This is a genomic window from Caldanaerobacter subterraneus subsp. tengcongensis MB4 (assembly GCF_000007085.1).
Taxonomy (GTDB): domain Bacteria; phylum Bacillota; class Thermoanaerobacteria; order Thermoanaerobacterales; family Thermoanaerobacteraceae; genus Thermoanaerobacter; species Thermoanaerobacter subterraneus.
Window position 1 is genome coordinate 1,345,424 of sequence record NC_003869.1, and the last position, 24,319, is coordinate 1,369,742.

The following is a 24,319-nucleotide window of genomic DNA, read 5'->3' on the forward strand; positions in this document are numbered from 1 at the left end:
AAAGAAAGGAGCTTTCATTTATGGAGGCTTTAAAGTATCCCCCTATATTGGAAGAGTTTCTGAACTACTTCTCCACTGTAAAAGCCAGGTCACCTAATACTATAAAGGCTTACGCTTATGACCTTATTTTATTTTTCCGCTTTTTAAAGAAAAGGCGCGGAAAAGTAAGCGATGATATTCCCTTTGATGAAATAGACATTTCTGACGTTGATATTGACCTTATAGAGTCTGTTGATTTAAACGACCTTTATGCCTATCTTTCTTTTGTGACAAATGAAAGGTCTAATACTCCCCCTGCTCGCGCAAGAAAAGTTGCAAGTCTAAGGTCTTTTTACAATTACCTTTACAGAAAAGCAAAAGTCATAAGTAAAAATCCTACACAGGAATTAGAATCTCCTAAACTTTCAGTAAGGCATCCTATTTATCTGACCTTAGAAGAAAGCAAAAAGCTTTTAAACTCTATAGATGGTCCTTTTAAGGAAAGAGATTACGCTATTATAACTCTTTTTCTAAACTGTGGTTTAAGGGTTTCAGAGCTTGTAAATATAAATCTTGATGATATAAAAGAAGACAAATTGACTGTCATAGGAAAAGGAAATAAGCAGCGGACTATCTACCTAAATGAGGCTTGTATAAAGGCTATAAGCGATTACCTCAAAGTAAGGCCCAAAGAAGGCGTGAAAGACAAAAAGGCCCTGTTTTTGAGTAAAAGACTGAAGAGGATAAGCGTAAAAACTGTTCAATACTTGGTTAAAAAGCATTTAAAACATGCTAATTTAGAAGGCAAGAAATACTCTGCTCACAAACTTCGCCACACAGCAGCTACTTTAATGTACAGGTACGGAAACGTAGATATACGTACATTGCAAAAGCTTTTGGGGCATTCTAACGTTTCAACCACGCAGATTTACACACATGTGGACGACTCACAGCTTAGAGAGGCTGTGAATAAAAACCCCTTATCTCAAGAATAAATTCTGCTGAGAGCTATGGATATGGCCAATTTAACTTGAGGATAACTCAAGCCTCCCTGTACATAGGCAGTATAAGGCTCTCTTATAGGCGCATCGGCGCTTAGCTCTATAGAAGAACCTTGAATAAATCCGCCTGCTGCCATTATCACCTTGTCCTGATAGCCTGGCATGTCCCAAGGTTCGGGAAGTACATGAGCATCAACATAAGAGCCCAACTGTATTCCTTGAATAAAGGATATGAGCTCTTTCTCTGTTCTAAATTTTACAGCCTGTACTATATCTGTCCTCTCTTCATTGTATTCCGGCAGTACTTCATAACCCAAATCCGACATGACTTTTGAAAGAAGTACTGCCCCTTTTAAAGCTTCTCCAACTACTTTTGGAGCAAAAAACAGGCCTTGAAGTATCAGTCTATTAAAGCCAAGGGAGGGCCCTACTTCTTTTCCTATTCCTGGAGCGTAAAGCTTATAAGAAGCATTTTCCACAAGTTCTTTTTTACCCACCACGTAGCCTCCTGTAGGTGCAATCCCTCCTCCTATGTTTTTTATGAGAGAACCAGCTACGATATCAGCCCCTACTTCCGTAGGTTCTTTTTTTTCTGTGAACTCACCATAACAATTATCTACAAAGACTATTATGTCCTCTTTTACTTTTCTTATCTCTTTAATCACTTCCCCTATTTCCGCTATAGTAAAGGACTTTCTATAATCATATCCCTTTGACCTTTGAATCATTATCATCTTTGTTTTTGAAGTTATGGCCTTTTTTATGCCTTCTACATCCATTTCCCCATTTTCAAGAAGAGGAACTTCCTTATAAATAATACCGCACTCTCTTAAACTTCCCCTCCCCTCCCCTTTTATACCTATCACCTCTTCTAATGTATCATAGGGCTTTCCAGAAGCCGAAATTAGCTCTTCATTTGGTTTTAAATTGCCGAAAAGTACAATTGATATGGCATGGGTTCCAGAAACGATTTGAGGCCTTACTAAGGCGTCTTCTGCTCCAAAAATGCCAGCATATATTTTTTCTATCACATCTCTTCCAATATCGCCGTATCCATAACCTGTGGTTCCATTAAAGTGAATATCGCTCAATTTATTCTTTTGAAAATGGTATATCACTTTGTACTGGTTGTACTCGACTATTTCATCAATTTTTTTAAATATATCTAAACAGCTCTTTTCAGCGCTTTCTATCAATTCAATGACTTTTGGCGGAATATTAAAGTTGTTTTTTAAAAATTCCTGCGATGTCATTTTATCAACCTCTCTCTAGTCTTAAGTTTACAAGCAATACTATTATAGCACTTAAAAGAGTTTGTGAAAACACGAAAAGGTGATATAATTTATCTATAAAAGCAATTTACCAAGAAAAGAAGGTGTGTATGTGAGAATAGATTCCCATGTACATATATTGCCTCCAGAATTTATAAAGAATATTGATAAAAACATGGAGAGGGATGAACATTTCAAACTGCTGCACTCAAGCCCTAAAGCAAAATTCGCAACAGCAGAAGATGTGTTGGAAGAGATGAAAAAGGCTGGTATAGATAAAGCAGTGGTTTTTGGTTTCTCCTGTTTGGATATGGGGCTTGCAAGAGAATTTAATGATTATGTGATAGAAGTAGTAAAAAGGTACCCAGATAGATTTATAGGTTTTGCTGTCGTACCTTTAAATCACAAAGACACAGAAAAAGAGATCATAAGGTGTGTTGAAAAAGGACTAAAAGGGGTTGGCGAGATAATTCCCGAAGCTGTGAGGGTGGATATAAGCAAGCAAGATGAAATAGGCAAATTTGCTTCTATCTGCCGCGAATTAAATCTCCCAATATTGATGCATGTAAATGAGCTGGTAGGACATTACTATCCAGGAAAAGGTAAAATGGGCCCCGAGCAGGCTTATTCCTTTGCTTTAAACAATCCAGACAATGTGATAATTTACGCTCACTGGGGCGGAGGACTTCTTTTTTATGAATTAATGCCTGAAGTTAAAGAGACTTTAAAAAATGTCTATTATGACACTGCTGCTTCTCCTTATCTTTATATTCCACAAATATACCGTGCAGTAAAAATAATTGGAATAGAAGACAAGATTTTGTTTGGGAGTGACTTTCCTTTGCTCTCTCCTTTGCGCTATTACAAAGAATGGGAAAAAGTAGATTTAGAAGAACAGCTAAAAATAAAAATAGAAGGCGAAAATGCCTACAGGATCTTTTTTAAGACTTAATCTTCACGTATGTCAATGCTGTCTATTGTTATTAAATCTTCCTTTGTTATATTTACTTTATTCAAAACCCTCACAGCCTGCTTTCTTATTGCTTTTTCAATGATATTTCTCACCATTCTGGCATTCCCCATCTCTCTAGAGGCATCATTTTTTATCAGTATCTTCATAAGCTTTCTCTTTGCACTTTCTGTCAGTTTGTACTGCCTGTTTTTTACCATAACTTCAGCAATCTGCAGGAGTTCTTCAATTGTGTAATCTGGAAAATCTATTTGTATCGGGAATCTGGACCTTAAGCCCGGATTTGTGTTCAAAAAATATTCCATCTCGTATTTGTAACCTGCCAGAATTAAAATGAATTTGTTTCTATTGTCTTCCATTTCTTTTACTAAAGTATCTATGGCTTCTTTGCCAAAGTCTTTTTCTCCACCCCTTGCCAGAGAATACGCTTCATCTACAAACAAAATGCCTCCCAAGGCTTTTTTCACATTTTCCCTCACCCTATGGGCTGTATGTCCTATGTACTCCCCCACAAGGTCTGCTCTTTCAACTTCTACCACATGCCCCTTCTCCAGCACACCTATGCCTTTTAAGAGCTTCCCAAGAATCCTCGCCACAGTGGTCTTCCCTGTCCCGGGATTGCCTTTGAAAATCATATGAAGCACTATGGGGTCAGTGGCAAGGCCTTCTTTTTTGCGCTTCATCTGAAGTTGAGAAAAAGCGTAAATTTCATAAATAATCTCTTTCACTTTATGAAGCCCTATGAGAGAATTTAATTCTCTTAAAGCCTCTTCCTGCAGCTTTTTCTCATCCACCTGTTCCAATTCCTTAGATATCTCTTTTTCTGCCTTCTTTTCAATTCTATACCCTTCAAAAAATACGGGCCATATTCCCATATCACACCACATCCCAATATCATTTTCAATCCTATTTTATGATATTGGGATGTGGAAAGTGAAAGTTTTTAAACTTCTACTTTGACTTCTATGTCTTCTATCCCATCAAGAAGAGGTCTTACATGGTCTTCAATAAATTCCTTTACCTGATTTGCAGATCTGCCTGTAAACTTTCTTGGATCAGTAAGGTCAAGAATTTCCTCATGAGAAAGGCCAAATCTTTTATCCTGCTTGATATACTCAAGCAGTCTATTGTCTTCGCCATTTTTTACTTCTTCAGCAGCCTTTAAGGAATATACTCTTATGGCTTCGTGCAATTCCTGTCTATCTCCGCCCTTTTTCACAGCCGCCATTAAAATTTTTTCTGTTGCCATAAATGGAAGTTCTCTTTTTACGTTTTTTTCAATCACTTTTTCGTTCACTTTCAACCCGGAAGCTATGTTTATATAAAGGTTTAAAATAGCATCCGTGGCCAAAAACATCTCGGGAATTACAATTCTCCTGTTAGCTGAATCATCCAAGGTCCTCTCAAACCACTGGTTGGAGGCCGTGATAGAAGAGTTTAATAATGTCACAATTACATACCTAGATAAAGCTGCCATTCTTTCACTTCTCATAGGGTTTCTTTTGTAAGCCATAGCAGAAGAACCAATTTGCTTTTCTTCAAAAGGTTCTTCGATTTCCCTTAAATGTTGCAAAAGCCTTATGTCGTTGCTAAACTTGTGGGCACTTTGAGCTATCCCACTTAACACAGATAAAATCATAAAATCGTACTTTCGAGTGTAAGTCTGACCTGTTACAGGAAAGGATTTTTTATACCCCATCTTTTCTACAACCAACCTGTCAAGCTCTTTTACCTTTTCCTCATCTCCATCAAAAAGTTCCATAAAACTAGCTTGAGTACCTGTCGTTCCTTTTACTCCTCTCAGCATCATGTTTTGACGCCTGTATCTTAAATCCTGAAGGTCAAGGATCAGGTCCTGTATCCAGAGACAGGCTCTTTTACCTACAGTTGTCAGCTGAGCAGGCTGAAAGTGAGTATAACCCAATGTTGGTAAATCTTTATATTTTAGTGCAAATTCAGAGAGGACTTTTATCGCTTTTAAAAGCTTTTTCTCAATTAGCTGAAGCCCTCTATCCATTAAAATAATATCCGTATTGTCATCTACAAACGCAGAAGTTGCGCCTAAGTGAATTATAGGCTTTGCTTTTGGGCATAAAAGCCCGTAGGCGTGAATATGAGCCATTACATCGTGCCTGAATTCTTTTTCGAACCTTTCCGCATCTTCATAATTTATATTTTCTATATTTTTTTCCATTTCTTCTATTTGTTCATTAGTTATATTAAGACCTAATTCCTTTTCACTTTTGGCTAAAGCCACCCACAATTTTCTCCAGGTTTTAAACTTCTCATCATCAGAAAAAATTTGTGCCATTTCTTTACTCGCATACCTTGTGACCAAAGGTGTTTCATAAACCTCTCTCATATTTCCTTCCTCCTGCTTTTAAAATATTTATTAAAGCCCCTGTAAGATGTAAAAACAGGGGCTTTTGTTTACGTTTTTATTCGCTTTATTTAGCTTTTACTTAAAAAATCCTCAATTCTGTCAAGGCCCTTCTTAATATTTTCAAGAGATGTAGCGTAGGACATCCTTATATAGTTGTCCATTCCAAAAGGCAAAGCAGGTACCACAGCTACATTTGCTCCGTCAATCAAAGCACTTGCAAAGTCCAAAGAACCGTTTATTGTCTTTCCATTTAACTCCCTACCAATGTATTTTTCTATATTTACCATCACATAAAAGGCTCCTTTTGGAGTAGAACATTTCAAATCTTTTATTTTATTTACCCTCTCCACCATATAAAGCCTTCTTCTGTTAAATTCTTCTTTCATTTTTTCTATTTCTTCTTCTCCTCCTTGTAAAGCAGCAACGCTAGCGTACTGGGCAATTGAATTGGGGTTTGATGTAGTGTGACTTTGAATATTTGACATGACTTTTGCAACTTCTAGTGAAGAAGCCGTATAGCCTATTCTCCATCCAGTCATGGCATAGGCCTTTGATATGCCATTAACTACAATTGTGAGTTCTTTGATTTTTTCTCCAAATGAAGCAATGCTAACGTGTTCTCCTTCGTATATGAGTTTTTCGTATATTTCATCAGAAATCACAAAAATATTTGCTTCTTCAACTACTCTGGCAATTTCTTCTAACTCTTCTTTAGTGTAGACAGCTCCTGAAGGATTGTTTGGGCTATTTAAAATTATAGCTTTTGTCTTTGGAGTTATGGCATTTTCTAACTCTTCAGCGGTTATTTTAAAATCATTTTCTTCCTTTGTATGAACGAAAACAGGTTTTCCGTAGGCTAATCTTACCATTTCAGGATAACTGAGCCAGTAAGGTACAGGTATTATCACTTCATCGCCAGGATTTAAAATTGCAGAAAGAGCATTGTATATCGAATGTTTTGCGCCGTTTGAAACCACAATTTGTTCGGGAGTGTAACTAAGTCCGTTATCTTTTAGCAATTTTTCGCATATAGCCTTTTTTAACTCGGGAATTCCTGATGAAGGAGTGTATTTAGTATATCCTCTCTTTATAGCGTCAATAGCAGCTTCTTTTATGTAGGAAGGAGTATCAAAATCCGGTTCACCGACTCCAAAGTCTATGACATCCACTCCTTGGGCTTTCAGCTGTTTTGCTTTTGCCGTTATCTCTAAAGTCATTGAAGGAGTAATTTGTAAAGCATTTTGAGATAAATTCAATTTTTACACCTCCAAATTGTCATATGAATCACAATTATTATTTTAACTTATAAGTTTTCAAATTTCTATCCAAATTTCTAGCTTTACTTTTTAAAATTTCTACGTTTTTATAATCCAGTTTTACTGTACCTAGTAAGTCTCTTCCATCAACTTCTATCCCGTGAAAATCTGAACCTCCCGTGATGATTAAATTGTATTGCTTTGCTTTTTCAAAATATTTCTCAACATCTCTTTCTGTGTGTTTTGAATGAAACACCTCAATACCTACAAGGTTTCTTTTTACCAACTCTTCAATGACACTGTCATCAGAAAGAAGTCCTGGATGAGCGAGTACAGGCACTCCTCCATTTTCCAAGATCAAGTCTATAGCCTCCATAGGAGTGATGCGGTATCTTTCTACATAGGCAGGGCCTCCAACTCCTATGTACTTCTCAAAAGCTTCTTTTACACTTCCCACATAATTCTTCTTCACCATGGCCCTTGCTATGTGAGGTCTTCCTATAAACTTTTCACTTGTAAACTCCAGCACATCTTCGATAGTGATTTTAATCCCTAAGTCGTTAAGTTTTTTTAATATCGCTCTTGCTCTGTCATTTCTAAGCTTTTTCATCTCTTCAAGTTTGTCAACAAAGCCTCTATCTTCATAGTCTATGTAGTAGCCTAAAATGTGCACTTCCTGGTCTTTATAGTAGCAGTTAAATTCAATACCGGGGATGACTTCTATGCCAAGTTCAAAAGATGCTTCTATTGCTTCTTGAAGGCCGTCCACTGTATCGTGGTCTGTCAATGCAATACATGAAAGTCCATGCGCTTTTGCTAATCTAACTACTTCGCGAGGAGAGTTTGTGCCATCTGAAGCTTTTGAATGCATGTGCAAATCGGCAAACATTTCCTCCAACCTTTCTTTTAGCATAATTTTTTCTAAAAATTTAAAATAACCTGCGAAGCGCAGGTTATTCCTCATCTAGGTTCAACAATCAATTTTATTGCTGTCCTTTCTTCCCCGTCTATCTCAATATCTGTAAAAGCAGGAATGCAAATTAAGTCGATCCCGCTGGGAGCCACAACCCCCCTTGCAATTGCGACAGCTTTTACAGCTTGATTTATTGCCCCTGCCCCTATAGCCTGTACTTCTGCACCACCCCGTTCTCTTATCACTCCTGCCAATGCCCCTGCTACAGCATTTGGATTAGATTTTGCTGAAACTTTTAATACTTCCATTATTTTTTCCCCCTTAAAAATAATTTTCTCATGGTTTAAATATTCTACACCAATTTAAAAAATCCTTCTTTTTTATGTACAAATTTTATTAATTCTTTCTATGCTCAAAGATTTGCCTGTATTTTCATCCACCTCAATCACTATCCCATTTATTTGCGCAGGACCTTTTGCTACTTCAAAGCGGAGAGGTACAGAAGAAGTAAATCTCTTTATTATCAGTTCTTTATCTATTCCAAGGACAGATTCATAAGGCCCTGTCATCCCTATATCAGTGATATAAGCAGTGCCATTTGGTAAGATTTTTTCATCGGCTGTCTGAACGTGAGTATGCGTTCCAAAAACGCAGCTCACTTTTCCATCTAGGAAATAACCCATCGCTATCTTTTCCGAAGTAGCCTCTGCATGGAAATCCACCAGTATAATGTTTGTCTCGGCTTTTAATTTTTCTACCTCTTCTATTGCCACAAAAAAGGGATTTCTATTGCAGGGCATAAATGTAGTCCCTTGAAGGTTTAACACGCCCACTTTTACTCCATCGAGGTTTATCACAGCAGAACCTCTGCCAGGAGTCCCTTCTAGATAGTTGGCAGGTCTTAAAATTCGAGGTTCCTCATCTATGAACTGAAGTATTTCTTTCTGGTCCCATACGTGGTTTCCAGTAGTTAAAAGAGAAATTCCCATTTCAAAAAGTTCGTCAGCTACTTTTCTGGTTATTCCATTTCCTCCTGCTGCATTTTCACCATTTGCTATTACCAAATTTACATTATAAAAGTTTTTTAACTCTTCTAGATGTTCTTTCAAGGCATTTCTACCAGGTCTTCCAACTATATCTCCTATAATGAGTATTCTCATTTTCTACCTCCGAGTAAAATTTTTTAGAAAAACTCCTACCAATTATTATTGCACAAATTTATAAACTTTTAAAGCGTGCGAAACGCACGCTTTTTTTCAAAATCTTTATTTTGCATAATCAATAGCCACCGTCTCCCTTATGACTGTCACTTTAATCTGTCCAGGATATTCCACTTCTTCTTCAATCTTCTTGCTTATATTTCTAGCCAATATCACAAGTTCGTCATCGCTTATAGCCTCAGGTTTTACCATTATCCTTATTTCTCTTCCTGCCTGAATAGCATAAGCTTTTTCCACGCCTTCAAAAGAATTAGCAATTTGCTCTAACTTATCAAGCCTCTTTATATAAGCCTCTAAAGCCTCCCGCCTTGCACCCGGTCTGGCCGCCGAAATCGCATCAGCTGCCTGAACCAGAACTGCTTCAATCGTTTGAGGCTCAACATCATTGTGATGAGCCATAATCGCATGTACCACTGCGTCAGACTCGTGATATCTTTTTGCAAGCTCTGCACCTATCATCACGTGAGGGCCTTCCACTTCATGGTCTACAGCCTTTCCTATGTCGTGCAAAAGCCCTGCTCTTTTAGCAATTGAGGCATCTGCCCCTAATTCATAAGCCATAAGCCCAGCAAGATGAGCAACTTCTATGGAATGCTTGAGAACATTTTGACCATAGCTAGTTCTGAATTTGAGTCTTCCCAGAAGTTTTATGAGTTCAGGGTGCAATCCGTGTACGCCTACTTCAAAAGCCGCTTCTTCTCCAGCCTTTATTATCATGTTGTCTACTTCCTTCTTGGCTTTTTCTACCATTTCCTCTATCCTTGCTGGGTGTATTCTGCCATCTTCAATCAACTTCTCAAGGGCAATTCTCGCTATTTCTCTTCTTATCGGGTCAAAACCAGAGATTACTACTGCCTCAGGTGTATCGTCAATTATTAGGTCAATTCCTGTAAGAGTTTCAATTGTCCTTATGTTTCTACCTTCTCTTCCAATAATGCGTCCTTTCATCTCATCGTTGGGCAGTGTAACTACTGAAACAGTTGTTTCTGCCGCATGGTCAGCGGCACATCGCTGTATAGCTAATCCCACGATTTCTCTTGCTCTTCTGTCTGCTTCTTCTTTGGCTTTGTTTTCCATTTCTTTAATCATTACTGCCATGTCATGCTGTATTTCTTTCTGTACACTTTCTAACAGTATACTTTTCGCTTCTTCCTGAGTAAGACCGGAGATTCTTTCCAATTCCTCCAGTTGTTTTTTGTGAAGCAGAGTTATTTGTTCTTCTAGCTGTTGAATTTCTTTTTGCTTTTGTTCTAATAAGATTTCTTTTTGTTCGAGACTTTCGGCTCTTTTTTCAAGTATCTCTTCTTTTTGGAGAAGCCTTTTTTCAAGTCTTTGGAGCTCTCCTCTTCTGTCTCTTACTTCTTTTTCAAAATCGGATCTTAAGCGGTGAATTTCTTCTTTGGCTTCCAGTAAGGCTTCTCTCTTTTTATTCTCAGCGTCCTTCTTAGCGCTTTCTAGAATAGTCCGCGCCAGGTTTTCGGCACTTTTTATTTTAGACTCTGCAATGACTTTGCGTGCCAGAAAACCTGCTAGAAAGCCGATTAGTATTGCAATAAGTGCTGTGATTATCAATCCAACATAGCTTATACTCCTACACCTCCTTAGTAGATGATTCATATTCTATTTTAGACCCTTTACAAAATTATGTCAAGTTCAATGCCTTTTCAATATTTTCAATTTCAAAGCCATTGGTATAGAGATATTTTTTTAATTTTTGAATTTCTCTGTGGGAGTTTTTCTTTTTCTCCACAATCTGCCTTATTACTTCCACTTCTTTCTCGTGAGGGTAAATACTTTCTAATACCTTTTCTATTATCTCTTTCTCTACGCCTCTTTTCAAAAGCTCATAGTATATCCTTCTTCTGCTGTACAGACTTTGCATTTTTTCTTCCACAAAAAATTTAGCGTAATTCTCATCATTTACATAATCGTATTCTTTTGCTTTTGATACTGCTTCTCCTATTGCTTCCTCAGAAAAGCCTTTTAATTTGAGTTTATCTGCAAGCTGTTTTTCTGTAAGCATTTTTCTCGAAAGGAGTCTAAAAGCGTGGTTTTTAGCTTCTTTAGCCTCTATGTAGTTTACATAATATTTATACTGTTCACTGGTTATCTCTTTTCCTTCCTCAATTCCCAGCATAAAGAAAGTTTCAGCATCGCAGGTAAAAGCATATTCTCCGTCAATAAATACATCGTACTTTGAACTTTTTTCTCTCTTTATGATTCTAGTAATTAGCATACTTCTTCACCTTTTAACAAAATAACCCCTTACAGGGGCTATTCTACTATAGCATCAGGAGCTGATTTGATCTTATTGTAAGCAAGATTGAAATTTTCCCTGATTTTCCTCTCAATCTCTTCTGCGATCTCCTTATTTTCTTTTAAAAACTGCTTTGCATTTTCTCTTCCTGGCCCAGTTTTATGTCTTTATAGGAGTACCAAGAACCGCTTTTCTCTATTATATCAAGAGCTGTTCCTAAATCAAGTATGCTTCCCTCTCTTGATATTCCTTCTCCGTACATGATGTCGAATTCAGCCTGTTTGAAAGGAGGTGCTATTTTGTTTTTCACCACTTTTACGCGGGTCCTGCTTCCCACAATTTCATTGCCCTGTTTGATGTTATCCACTTTTCTTACATCCAATCTTATGGTAGCGTAAAATTTTAGAGCTCTTCCACCAGGAGTAGTTTCAGGATTGCCAAACATTACACCCACTTTTTCTCTCAACTGGTTTATGAACACAACAATTGATTTCGACTTGCTGGTAACACCTGCCAACTTCCTCAAAGCTTGTGACATGAGCCTTGCCTGAAGACCTACATGGCTGTCTCCCATTTCTCCTTCTATTTCAGCTTTTGGCACCAAAGCTGCAACAGAGTCAATCACAATTATGTCTACTGCTCCGCTTCTTACTAAAGCTTCTGCTATCTCTAAAGCTTGCTCTCCTGTGTCAGGCTGGGCAACAAGTAGATCGTCAATGTTTACCCCGAGATTTTTTGCATATACTGGATCAAGTGCGTGCTCTGCGTCTATGAAAGCACCTGTTCCTCCTATTTTCTGAGCTTCTGCTATCATGTGAAGTGCTAAAGTGGTCTTACCAGAAGACTCAGGTCCAAAAATTTCTATTATTCTGCCTCTTGGTACTCCTCCAACTCCCAATGCAATATCTAATTCCAATGACCCTGTAGGAATAACTTCTACGTTTAACTTTGCAGTATCGCCAAGCCTCATAATAGCGCCTTTTCCAAATTGTCTTTCTATTTGACTAATGGCCATTTCTAAAGCCTTTTGCTTTTCAATCATCAACCTTTTACCTCCTGACCAAATTAATTATTTTATACTCCGTATTAAAATAATTATACTAATCAATTTGCCTTCCTTCAAGGTACCTCCTCACCATGTCAAACGCGTGAAGCATTGACCTTGTACGTATTCTGTCTCTGTTACCGCTTAACATTAATTTTTTGACATAAGTTTTTTCCGGAGTTGCAAATCCCACATATACAAGTCCTACAGGTTTCTCAGGGCTACCTCCTGAGGGCCCTGCTATGCCCGTGGTAGAAAGGCCCAAATCGGACTTCGCTAATACTCTTACATTTTCAGCCATTTCTTTTGCTGTTTCAGGGCTTACTGCGCCGTGGGCATCTAATGTGCTTTTTTTCACTCCCAGCACCTTTTCTTTTGCTTCATTGCTGTATGTCACAACTCCTAGATTGAAGACTTTTGAAGCCCCAGGTACATCTGTTATCTTTTTCGCCAGAAGTCCTCCTGTGCAGGACTCTGCGGTAGCCAGAGTAAATCCCCTCTTTTGAAGTAACTTAATCACTATCTCTTCCATCTCTTCATCGTCTACAGCATAAATATACTCCCCTAAAATCTCCCTTATTTTTTTCTCTACTTGGCTTATCATCTCATAAACCTCTTCTTCTTTTCCTTTTGCGGTTATCCTCAAAGTCACATATCCATCTCCTACAAGAGGTGCCACAGTCGGGTTACTTCCTTGAAGTAGGGGTCTTACCATTTCCTCCACTTTTGATTCCCCTAAACCAAATATCTTTAAAACTCGCGACTTTATTGTTTCACTGGTAAATCTTTTTAGGTAAGGATAGACGTGTTCCTCGAACATCGGTATGAGTTCGGAAGGAGGTCCTGGAAGGACCACAAAGATTTTTCCTTCTTTTTCAAGTATAAAGCCGGGAGCAGTTCCATTCTTGTTTGGAAGGATTTTTGAACCTGCAGGGAAAAGAGCTTGCTTAAAATTGTTTTCTGTCGGCTTCTGTCCTATCCTTTCAAAAAAGTTGATTATCTCTTGCTTTGCTTCCTCACTTTCTACAAGAGGAAGATTTAAAAATGAAGCAATTGTTTCTTTTGTTATATCGTCTACAGTGGGACCTAGCCCTCCTGTGGTTATTATCAACTCTGACCTCTCATAGGCGATTTTAAGGCACTGCTTGAGCCTCTCCTCATTGTCCCCTACGTTTGTGTGAAAATAAATGTCAATTCCCAAAAGGGCAAGTCTTTCAGATAGATACTTGGCATTTGTATTTACAATTTGCCCTAATAAAAGCTCTGTGCCTACAGAAATTATTTCTCCTCTCATACAAACACCTCTTTTTCAATCCTTAAAAAGGTCTTTTGATTTTACAATGTAGTCCACACCCGAGTAAATTGTCAAAATTAGCGCTATATACACCATTATCTTGTCAAATGGGAAGTTGACAAGGCTAAAAGGATAATTGTTCAGCATCAAAGCGATAACTGCAATCATCTGAGAAGTCGTCTTGTATTTTCCGTAGTTACTTGCTGCTATTACAATTCCTTTGTCTGCAGCGACTGTCCTTATGCCAGTGATTAGAAACTCTCTTGCAATTATGACTATGACTATCCAGCTTTCAATCCTTCCCATCTGAACTAAGGCAATTAGAGCAGAAGTGACCATTATTTTGTCAACCAAAGGGTCCATAAATTTGCCAAAGTTTGTTATTTGTTTATATTTTCTTGCAATATACCCGTCCAACTTGTCAGTTAAAGCCCCAATGGCAAAAATAGAAGCAGCTATGAAATCTCCATACGGAATTTTTACCAGCATAAATACCATAAAGACGGGTATTAAAAAAAGTCGCGACATAGTCAGTTTATTAGCTAGGTTCATCAATATTCCCCCACAAGGTCGTATTCAAACGCATCTACTACTGTTACTGTAACAAAATCGCCTGGAAAGAGTTTTTTGTCGCTTCTCACATATACAAGACCGTCAATCTCTGGAGCATCCATGTAACTTCTTCCGTAATACACCCCATCTTCAAATCCCTCAATTAAAACCTCTAACTTAGTTCCTATTTTTGACATATTGAATTCGTAGGAAATTTGCTTTTGAATTTCCATAAGTTCTTCTTGTCGCTTTAACTTAACCTTTTTTCTTATCTGTGGCTTCATGTAATAGGACTTGGTTCCTTCTTCTCTAGAGTAAGTAAAAACTCCTACTCTCTCAAACCTTTTTTCCTTTATGAAGTTTTTCAAGTCTTCAAACTCTTCCTCTGTTTCTCCTGGAAATCCTACCATAAAAGTAGTCCTCATAACCATTCCTGGTATACTTCGTAGTTTTGATATGACTTCTTCTATTTTACGCCTTGTTGTACCTCTGTTCATTCTTTTTAATACAGATTCACTAGAGTGCTGCAAAGGGATGTCTATATATTTTACTATCTTTTGATTGTTTTTTATCTCTTCTATCAATTCATCAGTCACGCTATCAGGATAGGCATAAAGCAATCTAATCCATTTTAGTTCTTCTATTTTAGATAATTCTCTTAAAAGTTGAGGAAGCATTAACTTTTTGTAAAGGTCAATGCCATATTTTGTTGTATCCTGTGCAATGATGATAAGCTCTTTAACACCTTTTCTAGCAAGTTCTTGAGCCTCTTCAATAATATTTTCCATTTTTCGGCTCTTGTATTTTCCCCTTAGTTTGGGAATTATGCAGAAAGAGCAGGCGTTGCTGCAGCCTTCTGCAATCTTCAAATAAGCGTAATAAGGGGGAGTGGTAAGAATTCGTGGGATTCCTTCGTCGTTTAAAAGGTCTGGATGTCCATATTTTAAAACTTTTTTTCCTTTTTTTACTTCTTCAATCACATCTACAATTTGCGTAAAATCTCCTGTTCCTATAACTGCGTCTAATTCAGGCAATTCTTTTATAAGTTCTTTATTGTACCTTTCAGAGAGGCATCCAGTAGCAATTAGATATTTTAATCTCTTCTTCTTAAGCTCCCCCATTTGGATTATATATTCGATAGATTCTTTTTTGGCATCTTCAATAAAGGCACAAGTATTTATTATTATGACATCAGCCTTTTTTTCATCATTTACTATATTGTACCCCTTTTCTTTCAGTAAAGCTAGCATTTTTTCTGAGTCAACGCTGTTTTTCGGGCACCCTAATGAGATAATTCCAACGTTTCTCATACCGACTTCCTTTCTAGAATCTTTTGTATTTCTTCTCTGGGCAGTATAATTTGCCTCGGTTTTGCTCCGTCGTATCCGCTTATTATTCCTTTTTGCTCAAGCTGGTCTATAATTCTTGCAGCTCTAGCGTATCCTATTCTTAACTTTCTCTGGAGGAGGGAAATAGAAGCTTGACCTGTCTCCAAGATTACAGAGACTGCATCTTCCAAGAGTTCGTCCTCTTCTTCATCGAGATTTTTCCCATTTGTTTTTTCTTCAACTTTTATTTCTTCATAATGAGAGCTATAGTTTTCTTTCAAAAAGTTCACAACTGCTTCTACTTCCTCTTCCGAGATGAAAGCTCCCTGTACCCTTATAGGTTTAGAAGCTCCGATAGGGTCAAAAAGCATATCTCCTTTCCCCAGCAGTTTTTCGGCCCCTGTCATGTCTAGAATAGTCCTCGAGTCAATCTGTGATGAAACAGCAAAGGAAATTCTAGAAGGAATGTTTGCCTTTATTACTCCTGTTATGACATCAACAGAGGGCCTCTGAGTAGCAATGACCAAGTGTATTCCAGCAGCTCTTGCCATTTGAGCGAGTCTAAATATATACTCTTCAACCTCGGCAGGAGATACCATCATCAAGTCTGAGAGCTCATCTATGATTATGACTATTTTATATAGCCTTTCTTCTTTGTACTTTTCATTGTAGCTCTCTATATCTCTCACTCCGTGGTCTGCAAAAAGACTGTACCTCCTTATCATCTCCTGCACTGCCCAGTTCAAAACCCCTGCTGCTTTTTTAGGGTCTGTAACTACAGGAGTTAAAAGATGAGGTATGCCATTATAGATATTAAGTTCTACTACCTTTGGGTCAATTAGTATCATTTTAACTTGTTTAGGAGAAGCTTTGTAAAGAAGACTCACTATCAGAGAATTTATGCAAACACTCTTACCTGAGCCAGTTGCTCCTGCAATTAAAAGATGGGGCATCTTGGCAAGGTCGGCTATCACGATATTGCCGGCAATATCCTTTCCTAAGCCGATGGCAAGTTCTGATTTAAAGCTTCTGAACTTTTTGCTGTCAATTACTTCTCTTAGATATACAGGAGTTATCTTTTCATTTGGAACTTCTATTCCAATTGCAGACTTGCCAGGTATAGGAGCTTCTATTCTTACAGAAGGAGCAGCTAGGCTTAAGGCCAAGTCATCTGTCAAACTCACAATTCGGCTTACTTTAACTCCTGCGCTGGGCTGAAGTTCAAAGCGGGTGATAGCAGGTCCTTTGGTTACCTGAACTACTTTAGCTTCTATGCCGAAGTTTCTTAAGGTCTCCTCTATCTTTTTAGCTTTTTCTAAAAGTACCTCGTTCTTTATTTTAGGAGAAGGAATTGCCTCCTTTAAAAGAGTAATGGGGGGAGGCGTGTATTCCCCTTCTTCCTTTTCTAAAAAAGCTTTTTCGTAAACTTTTCTTTCCTCTTCAACTTGTTCTACTATCTCAATTGGAACATCAATTCTTTCCTTCTTCTCGACTTCAACTAATTCTTCAGTAGATTCTACCTCTTCTGCCTTTTTTTCTGCCATTTTGTCTTGAAGTTTGTTTTTTGCTGAAACCTTCTTGCGGTCTTTTAACTTGTCATAAGAGCTCTTTATCAAACTGACAAGAGAAATATCTGTTATGAGGACTATAAAAATGGCAGTAAAGGATATTAATAATATATAGCTTCCAATTATGCCTACCATTTTAACAAGAAAATACACTATCAGGCTGCCGATTATTCCTCCGCCTGTGTTGTTAATTCCACTTATATATGCTACAGAAAGATAGTCCTTAAAATCAGTCAGCACAGGAAAATAGTACAGTTGATTTAAACTTATAAACATGAGGAATAACCCTAAAAGAGCCATCGAACGATGAAGCTTTATAAAGTTTTTGTTTGTAAATAAAAACATCAAGGCAAATACCAAAAGCAGGGCAGAGATTACATAGGAACCTGTCCCGAAAAAGCCTTTTAAAAAAATTCCTATGTGTTTGCCAATTATTCCTGTTGAGTCAGTATAGAGGCTTAAAAAAGAAATAAGAGTAAAGGCTAGAAAAATTATTCCCACAATTTCTTCTTTCACCGGCTTTTGCTTTTTATCTATCATCTCTTATCACCTAACTAGCAATTTCTCTCCCTATAAAAATTTTAGTATTAATTATACAAAATAGCAACAAAAAAATAGATGAGCATGTAAAAACTCATCTATCAGTTTGTTGACAAAGCAAAATTTTAGCCCCTGTTTTCTTAGTACCGAAAGCAGGGGCTGTATATATCTGGATAAAATTTTCTTTAAAACTCCAAATAATGGATAAAGTTTTGAAATGTCAAAGGGCCCTTTGCCCTTCCTCCATAACCATAAGGCCATTTTCTTTAAATTCATGGCAGCAAAAACAAGCATCGCTTGCATGGACAATTTTTCCTTCCCTCTTAACGTCGTCCATCGCAAACCATGCTTCTCCTTTAAATCTGCAAATACTCTCTCTATTGTCTCTTTCCTTCTCTCATATACTTCTTTACAGTAAGGTGTATGCCTTAGGTGTTCTGCTTCTTCTACATATCCTTCCCATATGTGCCTGAATATCCTCTTTGTGTAGTCTTTACTTTGGGTACACTTTTCTCTTAGAGGACAGTTTTTACATTTTTCTGGGTTTGATTTGTATTCTCTATATCCTTCTCTGTTGGTTGTAACATATGTTAATATTTCATTCTGCGGGCATATGTAACAGTCATAGTATTCATCATAAACAAATTCATGTTTTTTCATGAAACCATCTTTTGTTTTTGGCCTTGTGTATGGTACTGCTGGTATTATTTGTCTATCAAATATTGTCTTTAATATGTACGGATTTTTATAGCCTGCATCTACTGCTATTGCTTTCGGTTTTCTTACCCTCTTTTCAACTTCTTCTAATACTTCTTGAAACATCACACTGTCGTGTACATTTGCTGCTGTTACTTTTACTCCTAATACAAATCCATTTTTATCGCAGGCTGTATGAAAAGAATATGCAAAGATTTTTTCTTTTCCGTTTTTGTTTAACATTCCGCTATCTGGGTCTGTTTTGCTTACTTTCACTTCTTTCGTCTTTATCTTCTTGATTTTCTTTAATGGCTTTTTGCCATGAGCTTCTCTATCTTTGTTTATTTCTTCTTCTAGTTTTTCTTGATAAGTCCTGGCTTCTTGTTCTACTATTTCTTTGGTGTATTTCTTCTTGTTGGCACTTGCTTTTACATGGGTTGAATCTATGAATACTTCCTCTGCATTTACTAGCCCATGTTTTATTGCTTCTTCTAAAATCTTCGTAAATATTTTCTCAAATATGTCTGTCCCTTTGAATCTTCTTATGTAGTTCTGACTAAATGTTGAAAAATGAGGTATTTCTTCTGTCAGCCCATACCCTAAAAACCATCTATACGCTACATTTGTTTTTATTTCTGCTATTGTCCTCCTCATCGATGGTATGCCAAAAAGATATTGAATGAAAAGTATTTTTATGAGTACTACTGGGTCTATGCTTGGTCTGCCGTGACCCTCGGAATATTTGTCTTTTACTAAATCGTATATGAAGCTAAAGTCTATGACTTTTTCTATCTTTCTTAAAAGGTGGTCTTGTGGTACTAATTGATCTATGCTTACAAATTCTATTTGATGTCTTGCATCCTCTTTCTTTGATAACATCTTTCTTCTCCTCTCCTCTTTTGCTTTGTACCGTTAAAAAAACAAGGAACCCTTCTCATAATAACGGGTTCCCGATATTTTGTCAACAGTCTGATAGATGAGCATGTAAAAACTCATCTATAAGGTTATGATACTTCCTGGCGAATAATTTTTATCAAGGTAATCAAAAGGATTGGTAGAGTACATCTGCCGTATGAGGTATTTGCCTTCTGAAACTCTTTCCACTAAAAGCTGTTTGTTACCCATTTTTAGTTCAATATAACTTACTGGTACATCCTCTCTTTTTTCAAAAATTAATTCATAGGGGATTATAGTGTACAGCATCTTTTAATTATCCCCTTTCTTTTCTCTTTCTTCAATCAGTTTGTGAAGCTTTTTCAAAGCTTCTTTTATGCCCCCAATTTCGTCTATTAAGCCATAATCGACAGCTTCTTTACCTACGAGGATTGTCCCAATGTCATTGGCGAGTTCTCCTGTTTTTAGCATTAAACTCATAAAAGTTTCTCTTTTTATTTTTGAATTTCTCACAATGAATTCCACTATTCTGTCCTGCATTTTGTTAAAGTAATCAAAAGTTTGAGGGACCCCTACTACAAGTCCTGTCATCCTTATGGGGTGGATTGTCATGGTAGCACTTGGAACTATGTAGGAGTAATTTGCAGAAACAGCCAGAGGAACTCCTATGCTGTGTCCTCCTCCTAGGACGATTGAAACTGTAGGTTTGGAAAGGCTTGCAATCATTTCTGCTATAGCCAGTCCTGCTTCAACATCTCCTCCCACAGTGTTCAAAAGTACAAGAACCCCTTTTATACTAGGGTTTTCTTCTATTGCCACTAGCTGGGGAATTATGTGTTCGTATTTGGTAGTCTTGTTTTGAGGAGGTAAAATCATGTGTCCCTCTATCTGTCCTATTATAGTTAGGCAGTGAATATTGCTCTCAAAATTAGGTAGATTAGTCTGACCTAGGTTTTTTATATTCTCCTGCACTGGTGGAAGGGCTTGTGGTTGTTCTGTTCCTTCCTCGTTTACAAATTTCATCTGCATCACTCTCCTAGATATTAGTATAAAAAAAAAAGAAGGAGAGTATGCATATTTACAGGCTAAATTCGTCGTGGAGAACTCTTATGGCCTCTTCTACCTTATCCTGACTTACCAGACAAGAGATGGTATTGTGTGAGTCTGCTGTCTGATATATTTCAATATTGCGCTTAGATAATGCTTTGATGACTCTAGCCATGACACCTGGCACTCCTCTTATTCTGTTGCCTATGATAGAAACTTTTGCGCAATTTGTCCTGTAGGAGTATTTCACCCCGTATTTTTCAAAAAGCCTTCTAAGTTTTTCAAAATCAGCTTCAGATATAGTAAACACCTGTTTGTCAGGGAATATGCTTATCAAGTCGATGCTAATTTTTTCTTCTCCTATCTTCTCAAATATATCCTGGACATTTTCTGTACTTTCAATTGTAATCTGGACCCTGTTGTTCATATTGGCAATGCCCGTTACCAATTTGTCTACTTCATATATGCTGTCGTAGGCATCACTGTAATTAGTTATGATAGTCCCGCCGCTGTCTGACATAGTATTTTTTATAATTAAAGGGATATTTCCCCTCATGGCTATTTCCACAGCTCGCGGGTGGACTACTTTTGCCCCTTGTTCAGCGAATTGAAAAACTTCATTGTAGCTTATTTTATCTATGATATGAGCAGTTGATACAATTCTTGGGTCTGCTGTCATTATCCCATCTACATCAGTGTATATCTCTACAGCTTCTGCTTTTAAAGCCACTCCTAAAAGCGCTGCTGTAGTGTCACTTCCACCGCGCCCCAATGTAGTGAGCTCTCCTTTTTGCGTGATTCCTTGAAAGCCTGCTACTACAGGGATTATTCCTTCTCTTAAAACTTCTAAAATTCTAGAAGGATCTACATTTATGACCTCTGCATTTCCAAAATTATCGTCCGTTATGATTCCAGCTTGTCCTCCTGTCAAAGCTTTTGCTTTATATCCTTTATTGGACAGAGTTGCAGCGAAAAGCACACTAGATATTATTTCACCGCAGTTCATTATTAAGTCAAGTTCTCTTTTTGGAATATCACTGTAAATTGATTTTGCCATGTTTATTAAAGTATCTGTGGCATAAGGGTCGCCGTTTCTCCCCATAGCAGACACTACTACTACCACGTTATAGCCATTTTTTACTGCTTCTATTACTTTTGAAACAGCTTTCTCTCTTTTTTCTTCTGAAGACACAGATGTTCCTCCAAACTTTTGCACCAATATTTTCACAGTCTCATCCTTTCTTTTTTAGTATCAGTTACTATTATACTTTACTACGGCACCAAAGAAAAGTACTTTAATAAAATTTTCTTGGCTTCCCTTCGAACTCAACTATGATCATGTCATCCCCTATTCTCTTTATAGCGTCCCAGGGAATTTCTATATAATTTCCCCTTCCTCTAAAAAATCCTCCTGGCTCGTAAAGCACTATTGAATGAATTTTCCCCGTATCTTCATCGATTATCAAATCGGAATCTTCCACCAAGCCCCAGCGCTTGCCGTCTACAATATTTACAATCTCTTTACTACCAAACTCACTCAGTCTCACAGACATTCCCCCCCTTATACCCCTGTATGGCCAAATCCTCTGTCCATCCTCTCTGTCTCTGAAAGTTCTTCTACTTCTATTATTTTAGGCCTTACTACTTGGTTTATCACCATTTGAGCAATTCTTTGACCTCTTTTAATTGTGACAGGCTGTTTACCGAGGTTTATGACAATCAGTTTAATTTCTCCTCTGTAATCAGAATCCACAGTTCCCGGAGTGTTTAATAAGGTTATACCGTAATTTAAGGCCAGACCGCTTCTAGGCCTTATCTGCGCTTCATAATTCGGAGGAAGTTCAATCTGTATTCCTGTAGGTATGAGTTCTACTTCACCTGGATTGATAGTTACCTCACCCTTTACATTGGCGTATAAGTCCATTCCCGCAGCTCCTTCGCTCATATAAGCGGGTAAAGGTAAATCTTTTGCATCTTCTGTTCTCTTTATCTTAAGCACTATTGACATTTTCCAACCACCTTTTATCTTTTTTATTAAGTTTACCCACGACAGATACAGTCATTTCTTCTGGCCTTATTATCTCTTTTGCCAGCTGGTTTACTTCCTCAAAAGATATTTCCTCCACTATCTTCAAAACATCCTCAATAAGATGCACTTTATCAAAAAGTAGAAGGGATTTTCCTATACTGCTCATTCTGGTGCTTATGCTGTCTTGGTCCATCAAGATATTTATTTTGAGTTGTTCTTTAAACTTGTCAAATTCCTCTTTAGTAAGGCCTTTTTTTGAAATTTCTTCAATTTCTTTTATTATCAAGTCATAGACTTTTCTAAAATTGCTCGGAGTCATACTTGCAAAAATTGTAAACATTCCTCCGGTCGGATAAGTTGCAGGGTATGAATAGATGGAATAGACTAAGCCCTTGTCTTCTCTTATTTTTTGAAAAAGTCTTGAACTCATGCCCCCACCAAAAGCATTGTTTGCAATTGCAAGAGCATATACCTTCTTTAAATCATAGGGTATTCCAGGGAGGCCGATGCAGAGGTTAACCTGCTCAAAATCTTTTTCGTAAAGAGAGACATCTTTGTGCCATAAGGGAGGGATAAGAGAAAAATTAGAAGTAGTTGGCTTAATTTTTGAAAGATAGCCTTCCAACACTTCAAATATTTCATCGTCAAAATTTCCCGCTATAGATACTACTATGTTGTCTTTAGTGTAGTGCCTCTCATAGTATTCTAGTATATGGTTTTTGCTCAAATTCTTAATTGTAGTAAATGTTCCCAGCACGGGCAGGGATAGAGAATGTCCTCTCCAGGCTGTTTTGGCAAGCAGGTTGTAAGCTACGTCTTCAGGTGAATCAAGTTCTGTCAATATTTCTTCAAAGACCACCTGTTTTTCTTTATAAATGTCTTCTTCGCAAAACGCAGGATTAAAAACCATGTCAAAGAGAATGTCAATGCCTTTTTTTATATGGCTATTTAAAACTTTTATATAAAAGCAAGTGTCTTCTTTTTCAGTAAAGCCGTTTAGCTGTCCACCTATGCTGTCCATCTCTTCAGCTATCTGCCTTGCGCTTCGCAAGTTAGACCCTTTAAACACAAGGTGTTCTATAAAGTGAGATATACCATTTATGTTTTTGGTTTCGTACATTGAGCCTGCTTTTATCCAAATACCTACGTAAACTGAATGAGCATAAGGTATTTTGCAACTTGCAACTTTCACTCCAGCTATCATCTTCTGTTGATACAACTTCATCCCCTCTGTCTTAAAAAATTTACTATTATTATAGCAAATTTATTTTTTGTCTACAATCACCTCTGAAACTTTAGTTATTTTAAAACCCTTTTCTTTCAACTGTTTTATTATTTCAGGAAGTGCTTCCACAGTGTTTTTTGTAGGATGCATGAGCACAATAGCTCCATTGTGGCACTTATTCATTACCCTTTCTACAATGGTTTGTGGAGATGGATTGCTCCAGTCTATGGTATCTAAACTCCATAAAATCACTTTGTATCCCAGTTCTTCCGCAATTTTCACTACTTGTTCGTTGAAGTCGCCATAAGGGGGTGCAAAGAGAGTAGGCTTTTCCCCAGTTATTTTCTCCAAAGCTTCTTCGCTCTTTTTTATATCCTTTTCACAATCCTCTTTTGACAAACTAGTATACTTGATGTGAGAATAACCGTGGCTTCCTATTTCATGCCCTTTTTTATAAATTTCCTTTACTACATCAGGATTTTTCTCTGCCCATTTTCCTTCAAAAAAAAATGTTATATGTACATCGTTTTTTTCAAAAATATCCAGCATTTTGGGTATGTACTCATCTCCCCACGCTACATTGCAGGCAAAAGCTATTTTCTTTTCTTTTGTATCGCCTCTGTATATGGGCTCATTGGTGTTAAATACAGAGACAGTTTTCATGAGAGCGAAAATTAAAAGTATCAATGCGAGCAAAGCCGCAATTGCAAGAAGCCATACAGTTTTCTTGCTAGGGTATTTTATATAAAAGATTTTCATTATAACACCACCTGTCTGGTATTCTCATTCTAATTTTATTCAGCCAGGCGGCGTTTATATTACTAAAAAATAAAAAACATAAACCGTGGGGG

The 24,319-nt window shown here is 37.4% G+C and carries 23 protein-coding genes and 1 pseudogene; 2 read left to right on the plus strand and 22 right to left on the minus strand.

Annotated elements, in window-relative coordinates:
• Window positions 1-20: 20 nt before the first annotated feature.
• The gene (locus TTE_RS06505; protein WP_031314036.1) at window positions 21-974 is read left to right on the plus strand and encodes a tyrosine recombinase XerC; all 954 of its coding nucleotides are present in this window, start codon (window positions 21-23) and stop codon (window positions 972-974) included.
• Here the strand turns inward: TTE_RS06505 and TTE_RS06510 are convergent.
• Window positions 965-2,233 carry an aminotransferase class I/II-fold pyridoxal phosphate-dependent enzyme gene (locus TTE_RS06510; RefSeq protein WP_009610799.1) on the minus strand — a complete coding sequence of 423 codons (1,269 nt, stop codon included), beginning with the start codon at window positions 2,231-2,233 and terminating at the stop codon, window positions 965-967. The two genes, TTE_RS06505 and TTE_RS06510, sit on opposite strands and share 10 nt — an antisense overlap.
• A 130-nt stretch (window positions 2,234-2,363) precedes the next feature.
• Here TTE_RS06510 and TTE_RS06515 point away from each other — a divergent pair, with 130 nt between their 5' ends.
• On the plus strand, window positions 2,364-3,203 hold the full coding sequence (locus TTE_RS06515) for an amidohydrolase family protein (RefSeq protein WP_041587159.1): 840 nt from the start codon (window positions 2,364-2,366) through the stop codon (window positions 3,201-3,203).
• Here the strand turns inward: TTE_RS06515 and spoVK are convergent.
• From spoVK to TTE_RS06620, 21 genes and pseudogenes are all read right to left on the minus strand, one after another.
• Window positions 3,200-4,096, minus strand: a complete 897-nt coding sequence (gene spoVK / locus TTE_RS06520) for a stage V sporulation protein K (protein ID WP_011025658.1) — start codon at window positions 4,094-4,096, stop codon at window positions 3,200-3,202. The genes TTE_RS06515 and spoVK overlap by 4 nt on opposite strands.
• 68 nt (window positions 4,097-4,164) lie before the next feature.
• Window positions 4,165-5,583: an adenylosuccinate lyase gene (gene purB, locus TTE_RS06525; RefSeq protein ID WP_011025659.1), complete on the minus strand. Its 1,419-nt coding sequence runs from the start codon at window positions 5,581-5,583 to the stop codon at window positions 4,165-4,167.
• An 89-nt stretch (window positions 5,584-5,672) separates the two neighbouring features.
• A complete protein-coding gene (locus TTE_RS06530) occupies window positions 5,673-6,860 on the minus strand; it encodes a pyridoxal phosphate-dependent aminotransferase (RefSeq protein WP_011025660.1) in 1,188 nt (395 codons plus the stop codon).
• Between the two features lie 37 nt (window positions 6,861-6,897).
• Window positions 6,898-7,749 (minus strand): PHP domain-containing protein, encoded by an 852-nt coding sequence (locus TTE_RS06535; RefSeq protein WP_041587321.1) that lies wholly within the window; start codon window positions 7,747-7,749, stop codon window positions 6,898-6,900.
• A gap of 71 nt (window positions 7,750-7,820) precedes the next feature.
• A complete protein-coding gene (locus tag TTE_RS06540) occupies window positions 7,821-8,081 on the minus strand; it encodes a stage V sporulation protein S (protein ID WP_011025661.1) in 261 nt (86 codons plus the stop codon).
• Window positions 8,082-8,153: 72 nt separating this feature from the next.
• Window positions 8,154-8,933 (minus strand): TIGR00282 family metallophosphoesterase, encoded by a 780-nt coding sequence (locus TTE_RS06545; protein ID WP_011025662.1) that lies wholly within the window; start codon window positions 8,931-8,933, stop codon window positions 8,154-8,156.
• Between the two features lie 105 nt (window positions 8,934-9,038).
• On the minus strand, window positions 9,039-10,565 hold the full coding sequence (gene rny, locus TTE_RS06550; RefSeq protein WP_041587160.1) for a ribonuclease Y: 1,527 nt from the start codon (window positions 10,563-10,565) through the stop codon (window positions 9,039-9,041).
• A 70-nt stretch (window positions 10,566-10,635) separates the two neighbouring features.
• The gene (locus tag TTE_RS06555; RefSeq protein WP_009610678.1) at window positions 10,636-11,229 is read right to left on the minus strand and encodes a regulatory protein RecX; all 594 of its coding nucleotides are present in this window, start codon (window positions 11,227-11,229) and stop codon (window positions 10,636-10,638) included.
• A 38-nt stretch (window positions 11,230-11,267) separates the two neighbouring features.
• Window positions 11,268-12,292: pseudogene (gene recA, locus TTE_RS06560) on the minus strand (recombinase RecA).
• Window positions 12,293-12,350: 58 nt separating this feature from the next.
• Entirely contained in the window at window positions 12,351-13,589 is a 1,239-nt protein-coding gene (locus TTE_RS06565; RefSeq protein WP_009610686.1) for a competence/damage-inducible protein A, read from the minus strand.
• Window positions 13,590-13,604: 15 nt separating this feature from the next.
• Entirely contained in the window at window positions 13,605-14,141 is a 537-nt protein-coding gene (gene pgsA, locus TTE_RS06570) for a CDP-diacylglycerol--glycerol-3-phosphate 3-phosphatidyltransferase (protein WP_009610685.1), read from the minus strand.
• Window positions 14,141-15,451, minus strand: a complete 1,311-nt coding sequence (gene rimO, locus TTE_RS06575; RefSeq protein WP_011025665.1) for a 30S ribosomal protein S12 methylthiotransferase RimO — start codon at window positions 15,449-15,451, stop codon at window positions 14,141-14,143. Before rimO ends, pgsA begins: the two co-directional genes overlap by 1 nt.
• On the minus strand, window positions 15,448-17,577 hold the full coding sequence (locus TTE_RS06580) for an FtsK/SpoIIIE family DNA translocase (RefSeq protein WP_011025666.1): 2,130 nt from the start codon (window positions 17,575-17,577) through the stop codon (window positions 15,448-15,450). Before TTE_RS06580 ends, rimO begins: the two co-directional genes overlap by 4 nt.
• A 51-nt stretch (window positions 17,578-17,628) precedes the next feature.
• Window positions 17,629-19,152 carry an IS1182-like element ISTte1 family transposase gene (locus TTE_RS06585; RefSeq protein WP_011025667.1) on the minus strand — a complete coding sequence of 508 codons (1,524 nt, stop codon included), beginning with the start codon at window positions 19,150-19,152 and terminating at the stop codon, window positions 17,629-17,631.
• A gap of 117 nt (window positions 19,153-19,269) precedes the next feature.
• Window positions 19,270-19,476, minus strand: a complete 207-nt coding sequence (locus TTE_RS06590; protein WP_011025668.1) for a YlzJ-like family protein — start codon at window positions 19,474-19,476, stop codon at window positions 19,270-19,272.
• A 3-nt stretch (window positions 19,477-19,479) separates the two neighbouring features.
• The gene (locus TTE_RS06595) at window positions 19,480-20,196 is read right to left on the minus strand and encodes a ClpP family protease (RefSeq protein ID WP_009610687.1); all 717 of its coding nucleotides are present in this window, start codon (window positions 20,194-20,196) and stop codon (window positions 19,480-19,482) included.
• Window positions 20,197-20,245: 49 nt separating this feature from the next.
• Window positions 20,246-21,442 (minus strand): aspartate kinase, encoded by a 1,197-nt coding sequence (gene dapG, locus TTE_RS06600; RefSeq protein WP_011025670.1) that lies wholly within the window; start codon window positions 21,440-21,442, stop codon window positions 20,246-20,248.
• Between the two features lie 67 nt (window positions 21,443-21,509).
• The gene (locus TTE_RS06605) at window positions 21,510-21,761 is read right to left on the minus strand and encodes a YlmC/YmxH family sporulation protein (RefSeq protein ID WP_031314030.1); all 252 of its coding nucleotides are present in this window, start codon (window positions 21,759-21,761) and stop codon (window positions 21,510-21,512) included.
• Between the two features lie 14 nt (window positions 21,762-21,775).
• Window positions 21,776-22,222, minus strand: coding sequence for a dUTP diphosphatase (dut, locus tag TTE_RS06610; RefSeq protein WP_011025672.1), 447 nt, complete (start codon window positions 22,220-22,222; stop codon window positions 21,776-21,778).
• Window positions 22,206-23,462 (minus strand): M16 family metallopeptidase, encoded by a 1,257-nt coding sequence (locus tag TTE_RS06615; RefSeq protein WP_009610676.1) that lies wholly within the window; start codon window positions 23,460-23,462, stop codon window positions 22,206-22,208. Before TTE_RS06615 ends, dut begins: the two co-directional genes overlap by 17 nt.
• 45 nt (window positions 23,463-23,507) lie before the next feature.
• Window positions 23,508-24,227: a polysaccharide deacetylase family protein gene (locus TTE_RS06620; RefSeq protein WP_011025674.1), complete on the minus strand. Its 720-nt coding sequence runs from the start codon at window positions 24,225-24,227 to the stop codon at window positions 23,508-23,510.
• Window positions 24,228-24,319 lie beyond the last annotated feature (92 nt).